12 protein-coding genes are annotated in these 13,815 nt (G+C 45.3%); 1 reads left to right on the plus strand and 11 read right to left on the minus strand.

Features of this window, described 5'->3' with window-relative positions; genetic code table 11:
- The 9 genes from nuoN to VIM88_RS03540 all read right to left on the minus strand — a co-directional run.
- A partial coding sequence (nuoN, locus tag VIM88_RS03500; protein ID WP_331861497.1) for an NADH-quinone oxidoreductase subunit NuoN occupies positions 1–995 on the minus strand: 995 nt, incomplete at its 3' end.
- Positions 995–2,521: an NADH-quinone oxidoreductase subunit M gene (locus VIM88_RS03505; RefSeq protein WP_331861498.1), complete on the minus strand. Its 1,527-nt coding sequence runs from the start codon at positions 2,519–2,521 to the stop codon at positions 995–997. The genes nuoN and VIM88_RS03505, both read right to left, overlap by 1 nt.
- 9 nt (positions 2,522–2,530) lie before the next feature.
- The gene (gene nuoL / locus VIM88_RS03510; protein WP_331861499.1) at positions 2,531–4,450 is read right to left on the minus strand and encodes an NADH-quinone oxidoreductase subunit L; all 1,920 of its coding nucleotides are present in this window, start codon (positions 4,448–4,450) and stop codon (positions 2,531–2,533) included.
- Positions 4,451–4,452: 2 nt separating this feature from the next.
- Complete coding sequence (gene nuoK, locus VIM88_RS03515; protein WP_309499362.1) at positions 4,453–4,755, minus strand: NADH-quinone oxidoreductase subunit NuoK; 303 nt, start codon at positions 4,753–4,755, stop codon at positions 4,453–4,455.
- Positions 4,752–5,345 carry an NADH-quinone oxidoreductase subunit J gene (locus VIM88_RS03520; RefSeq protein ID WP_331861500.1) on the minus strand — a complete coding sequence of 198 codons (594 nt, stop codon included), beginning with the start codon at positions 5,343–5,345 and terminating at the stop codon, positions 4,752–4,754. The genes nuoK and VIM88_RS03520 overlap by 4 nt, the downstream gene beginning before the upstream one ends.
- Positions 5,346–5,357: 12 nt before the next feature.
- Positions 5,358–5,981: an NADH-quinone oxidoreductase subunit NuoI gene (gene nuoI / locus VIM88_RS03525; RefSeq protein ID WP_331861501.1), complete on the minus strand. Its 624-nt coding sequence runs from the start codon at positions 5,979–5,981 to the stop codon at positions 5,358–5,360.
- Between the two features lie 10 nt (positions 5,982–5,991).
- Positions 5,992–7,026: an NADH-quinone oxidoreductase subunit NuoH gene (gene nuoH / locus VIM88_RS03530; protein ID WP_331861502.1), complete on the minus strand. Its 1,035-nt coding sequence runs from the start codon at positions 7,024–7,026 to the stop codon at positions 5,992–5,994.
- 1 nt (position 7,027) lies between these two features.
- Positions 7,028–9,508: an NADH-quinone oxidoreductase subunit G gene (locus VIM88_RS03535; protein WP_331861503.1), complete on the minus strand. Its 2,481-nt coding sequence runs from the start codon at positions 9,506–9,508 to the stop codon at positions 7,028–7,030.
- Positions 9,501–10,841 (minus strand): hypothetical protein, encoded by a 1,341-nt coding sequence (locus tag VIM88_RS03540; protein WP_331861504.1) that lies wholly within the window; start codon positions 10,839–10,841, stop codon positions 9,501–9,503. Before VIM88_RS03540 ends, VIM88_RS03535 begins: the two co-directional genes overlap by 8 nt.
- 295 nt (positions 10,842–11,136) lie before the next feature.
- Between VIM88_RS03540 and VIM88_RS03545 the strand changes: the two genes are divergently transcribed.
- Entirely contained in the window at positions 11,137–12,153 is a 1,017-nt protein-coding gene (locus VIM88_RS03545) for an NAD(P)-binding domain-containing protein (protein WP_331861505.1), read from the plus strand.
- A gap of 202 nt (positions 12,154–12,355) precedes the next feature.
- On the opposite strand, the gene VIM88_RS03550 is transcribed toward VIM88_RS03545, so the two are convergent.
- Both VIM88_RS03550 and nuoD read right to left on the minus strand, forming a co-directional pair.
- Positions 12,356–12,673 carry an NADH-ubiquinone oxidoreductase subunit E family protein gene (locus VIM88_RS03550; RefSeq protein WP_331861506.1) on the minus strand — a complete coding sequence of 106 codons (318 nt, stop codon included), beginning with the start codon at positions 12,671–12,673 and terminating at the stop codon, positions 12,356–12,358.
- A 100-nt stretch (positions 12,674–12,773) separates the two neighbouring features.
- The coding region (gene nuoD, locus VIM88_RS03555; RefSeq protein WP_331861507.1) for an NADH dehydrogenase (quinone) subunit D at positions 12,774–13,815 on the minus strand (1,042 nt) is incomplete at its 5' end.

Raw genomic sequence — 13,815 nt, forward strand, 5'->3', positions numbered from 1 at the left:
CTTGTGTTACCCTCTGTCGTATCCAGCGCCAATGCGGCTATGATGAAACCGGCATGGGAGATAGAGGAGTACGCAAGCATACGTTTTACATCATTCTGTACCAATGCCATCACGTTCGCGAGTGTCATAGTGATGACTGCAATGATCAAGATCATCCATCTCACCCACTCGATACCAAGATCGATATACATACCGAAGATCCTGATGCTCACTACAAATGCAGCCACCTTAGGTACCACGGACATATAACCTGCCAGCGGCGCAGAGGCACCTTCATAGACATCCGGAGCCCATGTATGGAACGGGAAGAGCGAGATCTTAAATGCAAAGGCGACCAGCAACAGCACAGAAGAACCAAAGATCGCGATCATCAATCCCGGTTCATTGATACGACCTGAAAGCACTTCAGCGACCTCATAGATCTCTACAGATCCGGTCAAAGCATAAATGACCGCTGAACCCATAGCATAGAAAGCAGCCGCCAGTGCACCCATGGTAAAGTACTTCACAGCCGCTTCATAGGAGTTGGATCTGTTGTGGAGTGCGATCAATGTATAGAGTGCCAATGATGCAGTTTCAAGCCCTACGAAGATTAGGATAAGGTTGTCAGAAGCAGCCATGAACTGGAATCCTGCGATCATGAACAAAAAGAGTGCAAAGAATTCAGGATAGGAGTATTCATGGAAACGCTTTGATGTTAACGCAAGCGGTATAAATATCATTGAGCCACCGATGATCATCAGTTGGGAAATGATAGAGACCCCGTCGATCAGCATTACATCAAAGAAGCCGCGTTCATTGACATTGAGTCCCATGACGGCACCAAAGTCCACGAAGAGTATCAAAATGGTCAACATCACATACAGCGACTTGTGCAGTTTATCATTGATCAGATCGATCACCAGAATAAACAATCCTCCGGCAATAGCAATAAGCATAGGGGCAAGGGTAATGAGGTTTAAACTCTCTAAGCTCACATTAATAGGCTCTAACATTAGATACCTCCCTTATCGTTTTTTGAAACTCTTATCATGTCTTTTGCCTCTTGCGTAATCGCTTTTTCATCCATAAAGTTCAACAATGCCTTTACAGAGTTATCAATAGGTGCCAGTACCGGTTTAGGATATACCCCCAGCCAAATGACTATCGCAACCAATGGGATGAGGGACCATGTTTCACGTCTGTTCAGGTCTTGAAGTTTTTTGTTCTCTTCGTTTTCCAGCGGACCAAAGAAAGTACGCTTCATGACACGCAACATATAGACCGCTCCCAGGATGATGGAAGTTCCTGCCAGGATGGTCATCATCGGTGATACCTCATAGAAACCAAGAAGGACAAGGAACTCACCGACAAAACCGATCGTAAGCGGCAATCCGACCGATGCCATCAACATAATTCCGAAGATGACAGCAAACTTTGGCATCACTGCGGCTATACCGCCGAACTCAGACATCAATTTCGTATGTCTTCTGTCATAGATCATACCGACAAGCATAAAGAGCGCACCGGATACGATACCGTGAGAAAGCATCTGGAAGACCGAACCAGCCAGACCTTCCGCATTCATGGCAAAAAGACCGAGCATGATAATACCCATGTGCGATACTGAAGAGTACGCGATCACCTGCTTGATATCTTTTTGCGCATAGGCGATCATCGCGGTATAGATGATCATGATAAGCGACAGCACTGCGATCGGCGTGATCGTCAATACTGATGCATCCGGGAACATTGGAAGCGAAAATCTTACGAATCCGTACGTACCCATTTTAAGCAGTACCGCAGCAAGGATCACAGAACCGATCGTCGGTGCCTGTCCGTGCGCATAAGGGATCCACGTATGGAAGGGGAACATCGGCACTTTGATGGCAAACCCTATAAAGAATGCCGCAAAGAGCCATAACTGATAATCTACCGGCAGGACCAGTGCATACCAGTCTGTCACTGCAAAGCTCCATACCCCTGTAAGACTATGGTAAATGTATGCGACGAACAGCATACCTACCAGCATGATCAGTGAACCTGTAAAGGTATAGAGGAAGAACTTGATAGAGGCATAGACTCTCAGCGGTCCACCCCATGCACCGATGATATAGAGCATAGGCACCAGTGAAAGCTCCCAGAACAGGTAGAATATGATCGCATCGAGTGCAACGAACACACCGATCATCGTCATCTCCAGGAAGAGAAGCGAAATGATCATGTTCTTGATGTTCTTTGTTTCCCCCATGCTTGCCATACCGATCATCGTCATCAGTGTGGTCATCAAGATAATGAAGAGTGAGATACCGTCTGCCCCAAGGTAGTACGAAATACCCATATCCGGGATCAACGGTATCATTTCTACAAACTGCATCCCTGCACTGGTTGTATCAAAACTGAACCACAACCATAGTGACAGCAAAAACTCTATGGCAACTACTGTAATACCATAGGTCCTTATGCTCTCTTTATCTACTACAAAACCCAACAGTCCTGCCACTGCCGGGAAGAATACCAATATACTTAAAATATTTTCCATTTTTACCCCTTACCCTATCATCGCTGAAATCGCAGCAATTACCAATAATAGTACCGCACCAACAGCCATCCAGTTTAGATAGTTTGAAAGGTTACCTGTTTGCATACTTCTTGTCTTGTCACCCGTACCATAAAGGAACTTCGCAATATTGTCTACGGTCGCGTCCACGATTTTTAAATCTACCTGTGTCCAGAACTTCTCAGAGATCATCATATACGGTTTTGTGATAAATTCTTCATAGAACTTCGGTACATAGTACTGATTTTTCAATAATTTATAGAAGAAACCATTCTCTTTTTCTTCGTTACGTTTAAAGGCATGTTCACCTGTTCTTGCATATTTCAGGTACGCAAGTGCAATACCGCTGATGGCAAAGAATATCACTATCAGCCCCAGGTAGGTAGCAATGTGGTGCGTGTGCTCGGACATTTCATACTGTACCCCCTCACCGATCTGGTAGATGAACGCTTTATAGGCTCCCATGAACCATCCTGTGATGATGGCTAGTACTGCCAGCGGAGACATTGCCACGAGTACAAATCTGTACATCTCATGAGGGTGGAACCCTAGCGGTGTATGTCTGTCTTCACCATGGAAGGACAAGAATACCTGTCTGAACGAATAGAATGCCGTCATTCCCGCGGTAATGACCAGCATACCCCATAGTACATACGTATGTTCATTGAATGCTGTTTCAATGATGGCATCTTTGGACCAGAAACCTGCCAACGGCGGCAATCCGGCAAGTGCGATAGACGCGATCGTCATATAGATCCATGTCCCTCTCATCTTCTTTCTGAGATCACCCATTTTGAAGAGGTCAAGCTCATCGTGCATTGCGTGCATGACGTTACCCCCGCCAAGGAAGAGCAGTGCTTTGAAGAACGCGTGCGCTGCGAGGTGGAAAAGTGCGATCCAGTAGGCTCCGAGTCCTGCTGCTGCGAACATGTACCCCAGCTGCGAAAGCGTTGAGTAGGCAATAATTCTCTTCAGGTCACGTTCTACCAGTGCCATAGATGCCGCATAGAAGGCAACAAATGTACCCAAACTTGCAATGAAGAAGCTCACCCCTGCCACTGCATCCATACTGTAGAGCGGGTTGGATCTTATCACCAGGAATACCCCTGCTGTTACCATGGTCGCTGCGTGGATCAATGCAGAGACCGGCGTCGGTCCCTCCATCGCATCGGTAAGCCATGTGTGCAGCGGGAACTGCGCTGATTTACCCATCGCTCCTATAAACAGTGCGATCGCTGCGCCGGTCAAGACCACATCACTGAGGTACGGAAGTTGTGCAAACACTTCATCATACTGCAGTGACCCTGTGTTCCAGTACAGGATAAAGATACCGACAAGCATCCCCAGGTCGGCAATACGGTTCATGATAAATGCTTCGTTCGCAGCCCATGATGGAGAGATAGAAGGATTCTGCTCTCTTGTCTGGTCCGGTTTGTGGTACCAGAAACCAACCAGCAGCCAAGAACAGACACCCACACCTTCCCAACCTATGAAGAGTCCGGCAAAGTTATCTGACATCACAAGGATCATCATAGAGAATACGAACGCCGATAGATAAGAGAAGAATCGGTTGAAACTCTTGTCATGGTCCATATACCCTATCGCATAGATGTGTACGATGGTGGATACCAGTGTAACCACGGTCATCATCGTAACAGAGATCTGATCGACGACAAATCCAAACGGTATATTGAGATCTCCTGCATTGATCCAATCCATCATGGTTACGTGTACGATCGTACCTGTGGTGTAAAGGTTGAATGCCAAGATCGCAGAAGCAACAAAGGCAACACCTATCAATAGTGAAGCTGCAATACCTACAAATATTTTTCTTTCACTCATACCAAATAAAGCTGCAAAGAGTGAGCTGACAAGCGGTGCAAAAAGTGCAATATATACTAAGTTTTCCATCATTATCCTCTCATGCTTGCTAGGTCGTCAAGATCAAGACTTCCATGTTTTTTATACAATACGATCAATATACCAAGTCCTACTGCCACTTCACTCGCTGCAATAGCGATGATAAAAAATGCAAACATTTGACCCGTCAGATCATTATAATAATGGGAGATCGCTGCAAATGCTATATTGACCGCATTAAGCATCACCTCTGTTGCGAAGAAAAGCATTAAAAGGTTTCTTCTTCTAAGTACACCGACCAACCCTATAGAGAAGAGTATCGCGGATATGATCAGGTAGTGAGAAAGACCTATCATTTTTCATCCTTTACTATCATAATTTCATCATCTGCACCCATATCTTCAGTGAGACTCTGATCCATTTTCTTACCTGCAAGAATGATCCCCGCAACCATCGCTACCAGCAACATAAGTGCGGCTACTTCGAACGGGACCAGGTACTTGGTAAATAGCACAATCCCTACATCCTGTGCATTCCCTACCCCTTCATGCATCGGATAAAGTGCCTGTATGTTCTCTGAATAGATCGGTGCTGCGAACATCAGAACCAATACCAGGGCTGACAGACCGCCAAGCACAAATACCAGCATCGTGCTGGTGTTTTTCTCTTTGATGGTCCTTGTCGCATCAAAGAACATCATGGCAAATGCATAGAGTGCCATCACTGCCCCTACATACACCACCAACTGAACCACACCAAGGAAGTCCGCGCCCAGCAGGAAGAAGAATCCAGAGATCAGTACCATGCCTGCGGCAAGCGATGTCATGGAGTAAAGGATATTATTGCTCATCACGGTGATCAAAAAAAGTCCTATTGTCAATATAGAAAAGAGATAAAAGGCAAACCCTTCTACTGTCATTAATGATGCTATAAAGTTTTCTAACATATCACCTACTCCCTAGTACGCTAATGGCGTTTTTTTAATGTTTTCATCTGCATTTGGAGAGACAGCACCGAACCCGTCATACTCTTGCTGCAAATTCAGTTTGTCAATAGGTGTTAACATATCTTCAAAAAGTGAGAAGCCTGCTCTTTGCTCTGCAGCATTCTCATAACGCGGTCCATGCACAATAGCGAGTTCCGGACATACTTCTGCACAATACCCACAGAAGATACAGCGACCAAAGTTGATCGTATATTCACTGACCTCTTTACGCTGGTTTTCATCGTATCTCGTATCCATAGAGATACAGTTTGAGATACAGATTTTTTCACAAAGGCCGCATCCGATACATCGATAGTTCCCAGACTCAAGCAGTCTGAGCATATCATGGATCGCTCTGTATCTTGGTGAGATCGGCATTTTTTCAAACGGATACTTGACCGTATGTGCCTTTCCTCTGAAGAGCGTATTGATCATTTCTCTCATTGTCACCCATAGTCCCACGAAAAGCTCACCTTTAACGGTTCTTTTCATGACCTGTGAGAACTTCTCCATAGGAGATGCAGGTGTTTTCCCTACATCCAGTGTTTTGTAGTTCTGAGTGCCTACATTTCTGTTTTTAAACTGTTCTAAACCCATACCTGCTCCCTTATACCATTATTACCAGCGCCGTAATCAGAATATTGATTAAAGCGATCGGCATTAATACTTTCCAACACAGCCACATCAACTGATCCGGTCTGATGTGCGGCCATGATGCTCTTACCCATAGCATCAAGAAGAAGAAGAATGCTATCTTAAGTATGATAAACAACCATCCGAACGCACCTTCCGCATTATAACCGCCCAAGAAGACGATAGAAGCGATGATCGCAACGGTGATCATGTTCGCATATTCACCGATGAAGAACATACCCCATCTCATACCTGAATACTCTGTCGCATACCCGGAAACAACTTCCGCTTCATGCTCAAGAAGGTCAAACGGTGTTCTGTTCGTTTCTGCAAATCCTGCGATAAGGAACAGTACAAAGGCTACCGGCTGCTGCCAGATCAGCCATGAACCGATACCGCCTGACTGTGCTTCATTGAACTCAACGAATGAGAGTGAACCTACGAGCATGATCGGCGCCAGGATCGAAAGCCCTGTCACCACTTCATACGATAGGAACTGGATAGCCGTTCTTGCTGCTCCGATGATACCCCATTTGTTTGCCTGTGACATACCTGCCAAGAGCGGACCGTAGAGTCCCGCTGCCATCATACCGAGCACGAACAATACCCCGATGTTCAGATCAGATGCCATGGATGGCACGAACGTACCGCCAAGCAAAGGAATAAACTCCGGCACGGTAAAATCCGGAAATACCGGTACGGCAGAAAGGGCGATAAATGCCGTTGCTGCGGTAATAATAGGTGCGACCATAAAGATAAATCTGTTCGCATTCTGCGGGACAATGTCTTCTTTCGTGAAAAGTTTGATCCCATCCGCTGCAATTTGCAGTAAACCATAAGGTCCTACGTGCATCGGCCCAAGTCGTCTTTGCATAAATGCAAGTACTTTTCTTTCTATATAGGTACCAAACCCGGCAATGGCTGAGATCACAGCCAGGATGATCACCGCTTTGATGATGACACCCAGGGCAGTCACTTCCGGTAAATTTTCTATCAGTGTTGTTTCCATCTTACACCTTTCTCAATGTTACTGTTTGATATCTGGAAGCTCCAAAAAGACCATAGACATCCTTTGCAGCTTTAAAGTCTGGTACTTTTACGATGTCTCCCTGGATCTTCTCATCCGCAACAACATCCAAAGTGATACTTCCGTTCTCAAAGACTACTTCTACCTTTTCTCCCAGGCTCTCTGCTTTCTCTGTACTTGCATACAGTGCAAATGCTTCGAAGATCTCGTGAGATTTATCGGTAAAGTCGTTGAACTGTCTGGCAGGGTTACATCTATAGGCGATCTCGCCTTCGAGTACCAGGCTCTCATCGAACTTTTCAACTGCCGGCATTTCAACCTCTTGCGTTACAACATCGAGTCTGTACCCGCGGTTATCCGTACCGTCGTTTTCAAACGCGTTTGGCAGATCATCGAAGGCTACCGCTTTGAAACCTTTTGACACAGGCAGCATGCGGGTCCAGTCGATCGTCAACTCTGGTGCGCCTACCAGTGCTTTCATCATATCATTCAATTCATATCCGCCGTACTCCACGGCCGCATTGGTCGGAAGTACTCTTTTACCCATAGAGGTCAATGTTCCCTCTTGCTGGTTCATCGCAGGCATATCCAGGTCACCGTCCCCCAGCGCTGAGAGTCTGAAGTCACCATTTTCGTTGTACCCTACCGTATAACCGGAACAGTCATCATCAAGGTCACAGATCAGCGCTACACCAAGTGCATTCGATTTTGGTGGTGTCATCACGACATCCATATCACACGTTGCTTCGATCAGTGCTACCAGTTTAGCAAGGTTCTCTGCTTTTTCATGGTAATAGAGGTCTTCCCCCACCATCAATGAGAACGCCTCTTTTTTCTTCATCATCTTGTCAAAAGCATCGGCAAACGCCTCAGAGTCACCGCCAAGTAGGTTCACTAGCCCGTTGATAGAAACCGTTACCTCTTTCTCTACCGTCTCTTTGACCTTTTTGGATACCTCTTCCTCTTCACCGGTCTCTTCGTTCAGGACCATCTCGGTCACCGTCTTCTCTACCTTTTCTTTGACCGTTCTCGTCTCAGTACTTTTAAAGCTTTCAATATACTCTCTGACATCAGCAGGCAGTTTCTCTTTATCTGCGAACAGGTCCAGGATCAGATAGAGTGCTGCTTCTTCAAGTCCGACCTTGTGCGTGAAGACCTCTATGCTCTTCCCGAAACCAGGGATCAGTGTGTCTCCTACAGGATGGAAATAGAGTCCTGCACCTTTATTGAGTTTCTGTACATTGTTGAAGGCATATTTCATTGCCGGTGAATCGTTTCTGAGCGCAGCTCCCACAGAGATCACAAAATCGCTCTTTTTCATAATTGCATCGGTATCTGTGGAGTATAAAGAAGACCCGGATGCTGCCGAATAGTATCCTAAGAATTTCTGGAATGCTCTTACCTCAGGGTTATAGAGCTTCAGTCCCATTTTTTCTTTCAGCGTCTGAAGCATCATCGCCTCTTCATTGGTGATCATAGCGTTGAAACGAACCGTGTCTGCTTTTTTAAAGGCTTCGATCGCCGCATTGAATGCTGCTTCATCTTTCGTTACGCCTCTGTTCTCAAAGTCATAGGCAAAACGCGCGGACCCGTCCAAGGATACATAGTTCCACTCGTTGGTCACACGGTAGATCTTTTCAGATCTGTCTTCGATCGATGTAGGTTTTACTTCATAGTAGATCTGTGCACCGTCGCTTGAGTGCGCTGCAACGGCAGGTATTCTTCTTAGGTCCCAGGCATTGGACTGGTAGACAAAGTCACGGCTTACCAATGCACCCACCGGACACACTGCGATACATTCGCCACAGTCTGAACAGTTCGTGAATTCTGTACCGTTACTTGGAGCGATGACAGACTTTTGAAGTTTGTTCCACATCGCGTAGGCATCTTTCGGCATCGTATCTTTATAGCTTTTGTCAAGTTCGGCCCCGCCTCTTTTGGCCGTAGTGATCGCCGCGTCCCCGACCATATCTTTACAGACGGTCGTACAACGTTCACATACGATACAAAGACCCGGATCATAGTGCAGTACGGAAGACCAGTTCGTTGTCTCTCTTTTCGTATCGGGGATCATGTACGATTGTGAATCTACGGCAAGTTCAAGTGTATAGTTTTGCAGCTCACACTCGCCGGATTTATCGCACACCCCGCATTGAAGCGGGTGGTTCACATCATAGACTTCCATGATGGCCCTACGTTCTTCAAGGATCGTTGGGGTAGCAGTCGTAACCTCCATACCTTCTTTGACTTTGGCGTTACATGCATAGACCTGCTTACCGTCTGCCTCTACCAGACAAATACGACACGCCAATGTCGGCGAACATCTTGTCAAGTAACATATTGCGGGGATGAACACATCATTCGCACGTGCAGCATTAAGGATATACTCCCCTTCCTTTGCTTTGTACTCGATGCCGTCGATCGAAATTGAGACCATATTGTCTACTGTTTGTACTTCACTCATCGTTGTTTCCTATTTTTTGATTATTTATTTTTTCAAAAGCTAGTCTGCTAAATCTGTAAGAGGATAGCAAATATGCACTTAATTTTATGTCAACTACAGGATTTAACGCAATGACTCCTTTCATATGTGTATCAATCTTAAACACACTGCTAAACTTCACTCCCCCGACCTCAAACGAAATCATATCACCATCCTGCAATTTTGTGGCCGTTGCAAACTGCTTGGAACCATACAGTCTGTCGGGCATGCGCTGCTTTTCCGATGCCGGTTCTTCAATGCTGTAGGTATACACCAGTGCACCGTCATACAGAGGCATCTCCTCTATTTCATCCAGCATGATGTCTATGTCTCTCTCTTGCAGTGCCAACGGGTACAGGCAGCCCTTCTTTACTTCATCTATTTCCTGGAACCCTTTGGTCCCCGGCAATCGTCTGCTGTAGTCCATAAGGGTCTGCATCTCTAATCCGGCTATCTTCGCCATATGGTTCAGCGCACCTATATCTGCAGGGTCCCTCCCATCGCTGATATACACACCTTTGTCTGCATGGACATAGGTACCCTCTTTGCAGGTTTGATAGACCGTGCTTTTACCCTGAATCTTCTCGTCCAGATCACAGACCAATGCAACACCCAGGGCATTCTGTGCCGGTGGAAGACACACAACATTCACGCCTGCATATCTCTCGAGCAGTGCCAGTAACTTTGCTATCTGCCCCGCTTTCGGATGGGTGTACAGGTCACTGCCTGTGATCAGTGAGAGTGTGGCGGTCCGATCCACGGATCCATACATGGATTCAAGCTCTTCTTCTCCGACGTTGCTTTCTGCACTGAGGTAACCGATGTCAAACTCTTCCAGAATCTCTTCTATCTGCTCAGGGATACTTTTGTCTTCCAGTAATGTCACTGCCAAGAGTGCGGCTACACCCTCTTCGCTTCCCGCTTCATATTTGATGAATTGTGAAACGCTGGGCTGTAGGGCCGCATCTTCTATCGGATGCATGTAGACAAACCTGGGCTTTCTCTCCTCTATGGCTTTGCGGACTTCTCCTACCGATGCTGTACTTTGGTCCTGAAACCATACACCAAAAGAGATCACCAGGTCAGAGTGCGCCAGGGTCTCCATGTCCCCTTTAAACATATGCAGTCCGCTCATACTGCTGTATGCTTTTAAAAAATCCTGATAAGCCTTTGCTTCCGGGCATATCAGTCTTTTGCCCTGTTTCTCTTTGAGCCATTGAAAGATCAATGCCTCTTCATTGGTGATCTCTGCTGAAAAAATGATACTGTCAGCCTCTTCAATGTTCTCTATGTGACTTTCGATCCTGTTCTCCACTTCCGCCTCTTCCTTGTCCTGTTCTTACTTTATATATACCCTGGACAATGATCGTATTGCCCTGCCCTATAAATATGTTGGATGATTGTATTAGAAAACAAATTAAAAAACAAAGTAGTGTGTTAAAATGTATCATTTATGCCCAAAGTTCGATATTTTTTTCTTTTATTTCTCTTTATTATGTTACCTATGGTCACAGGTAGCTCTACTTATGAATATTATAATTTTGATATAGATCATTTTATCCCAAGGCATGTTATACTCTGTGTCAAAATAAAGTTTTATAAGGATAAACATGATTCATGAAAACGGAAAAGTAGTAGACATTGCAATTATTGGAGCAGGTCCTGGCGGTATGGCAGCTGCTATCGAAGCAAAAGTAGCTGGTATTGAGAACATTGTTGTGATCGACAAAGCACCTCACCACAATGATATGATCCACAAGTTTTACAAAAAAGGTAAAAGAGTGGATAAGGACTGGATGGGGCGCAAGGCTGAATTCGAAGGTAACGTTTCATTTGAAGAGTGTTCTAAAGAAGAGTACATCGAACAAATGGATGAGAAACTAAAAGAGGCTGGTGTGCTTGACAAGTTTGAATACAATCATGAGATCATGAGAGTTGAAAAAGGTGAAGATGGGCTTTTTGAAATCATTTATGGTCAAGATAATGTGGCTGAAGCTATTGAATCCATCAAAGCTAAAAACATCATCCTTTCAGTAGGTCGTATGGGTAAACCGAACAAGCCTAAGTACAAGTTCCCAAAAGAGCTTAAAGATGTACTGAACTTCAACCTTTCTAAAGTGCAAAACGGTGAGCATGTCATGGTTGTTGGTGGTGGAGACACTGCCGGTGAGTATGCCTATGGTCTAGTAGAGATGGAAGGGATGGAAGATTGTGTGGTAACGCTTAACTACAGACAAGCTGAGATTAAAAGAATGAACCCGATCAATACAGAGATGTGTATGAAGTATCTGGATAACGGTAAAATCCTTAACAAGATGGGTGTGGATATTGAGAGCGTTGAGCCTTCACCGGCTGGCAAGATCCAGGTGAACTTTACGGATGGTTCGACTGGTGAGTATGACAGAGCTGTCTATGCACTCGGTGGTACCACTCCAAAAGATATCCTTGTGAATTCTGGTGTTCAGACCGGAGAATGGGATGTGCCTGTATACAACGAAGCTACATTTGAGACCAATGTTGAAGGTCTCTACACGATCGGTGACGTTGTCACGGACCAAGGTAGTATTGCCCTTGCATTCAACCATGCATCAGCTGCAGTAAAAAATATTGCTTCTAACTTGAAGTAATACTTCACTACTGTGCTCTTTTTTGGGCATGGTAGGAATCTACGATACGCTATAAAACCTTTTTAAGCGTATGGTTTTCTCCCCACTTTAATTTTCAACTTGACAATACAGATAAAAAAGATTGATCGTTGTTTTGTGTAGTAGTGTCGTATAGTATCTTCACACAAAGAAAGATAGTATACGACAAGTAGGCAGTAGGGTTTTACTCGGTCTCTACTGTCTCAGCCTCTGCTGATTCAGCGGCAGCTTTCTCCGCTTCTCTTTGAGCTGCTCTCTCTTGTTTAGTTGCTTCATCTACCTTTTTGACGACAATGGTCCAGTCCACTTCATTGAACTTCAGTGAGTTCATCAGGTCATGTCCGGTAGCTTTTATCACATCGGCAGATTTTTGGATAGAAGAGAAATCCCCTACTTCAAAGAGGAAAATTCCCACTTCACCGACTTTAAGTCCCTGCTCGATCAGCTCAACCATTCTGTCATAAAAATCGTCTTTTAAGTGTCTCAGATCATATCGTTTCATTCACAGGTTCCTTTCTGAGCAAAGCTCACAAAAGACTCTTCAGCAGAGTGCTCTCGCGACTTGTCGCTCTTGATATACGTTTTTGTCATTACCTCTACTCCTATCTGTCAACTTCGCCGAATACGATGTTGGTAGTACCAATGATCGTGACGACGTCCGCCAGGTATGTACCTACCAGGATCTCTTGAAGCAGTCCGGTATGGAAGAAACTGGGTGCTCTACATTTCAGTCTGTAGGCATATGGCTCACCTTCGGACTTGATATAGAATCCAAGCTCACCTTTGGGTGATTCTGTCGGCACATAGACTTCACCTTTTGGCGGTCTCATTCCCTGCGTCACCAGTACAAAATGCTGCATCAATGCATAGTTTTGTGTCATGATCTCTTCTTTTGGTGCCGAGATATACTGCGGTGCATGCGCCATCAGCTGCGGTTCGGTCTCTGCATACATTGGGATAAGCTGTCTGATGATACGTGTAGATTGTCTTATCTCTTCCATATAGAGTCTATAACGCCCGTAAGAGTCGCATCTTTCACTTACAGGAACATCAAAATCAAGTTCTGAGTAAAGTTCATAAGGTTCTTCTTTTCTAATGTCATACTTCACGCCGGATCCTCTAAGCATAGGACCTGTACATCCCCAGTTCAGTGCATCTTCACCAGAAATAACCCCTACATCTTCCAAACGCATTTTCCAGATACGGTTTTCTGAAAGCAGCGCTTCATAGGTATGCTCCACTTCATGGTCTACTTTATCACAGAATGCCGCGATGTTTTCCAGCCAACCTGCAGGCAGGTCAAGGGGTACACCACCGATACGTACTGCAGAGTGTGTCAATCTTGCCCCGCAGTAATCCTCCATCAGGTCCATGGCAAATTCACGTTCACGGAATGCATAGAGGAATACTGACATAGCCCCGACATCGAGTGCATGGGTTGCGACAAAGAAAAGGTGAGAGATCACACGATTCAGCTCAAGCAGCATTGTTCTGATCACCTGTGCACGTCTCGGTGCTTCTATGCCAAGCAGTTTTTCCACTGCCAAGGCATAGGCATAGTTGTTGGACGTAGATGCGATATAGTCAAGTCTGTCCGTTGTAGGCAGGAACTCATTGTAGGTCATGTTCTCTGCCATTTTTTCG

It is taken from the genome of Sulfurovum sp. (genome assembly GCF_036568385.1).
In the GTDB taxonomy this organism is placed as follows: Bacteria; Campylobacterota; Campylobacteria; order Campylobacterales; family Sulfurovaceae; genus Sulfurovum.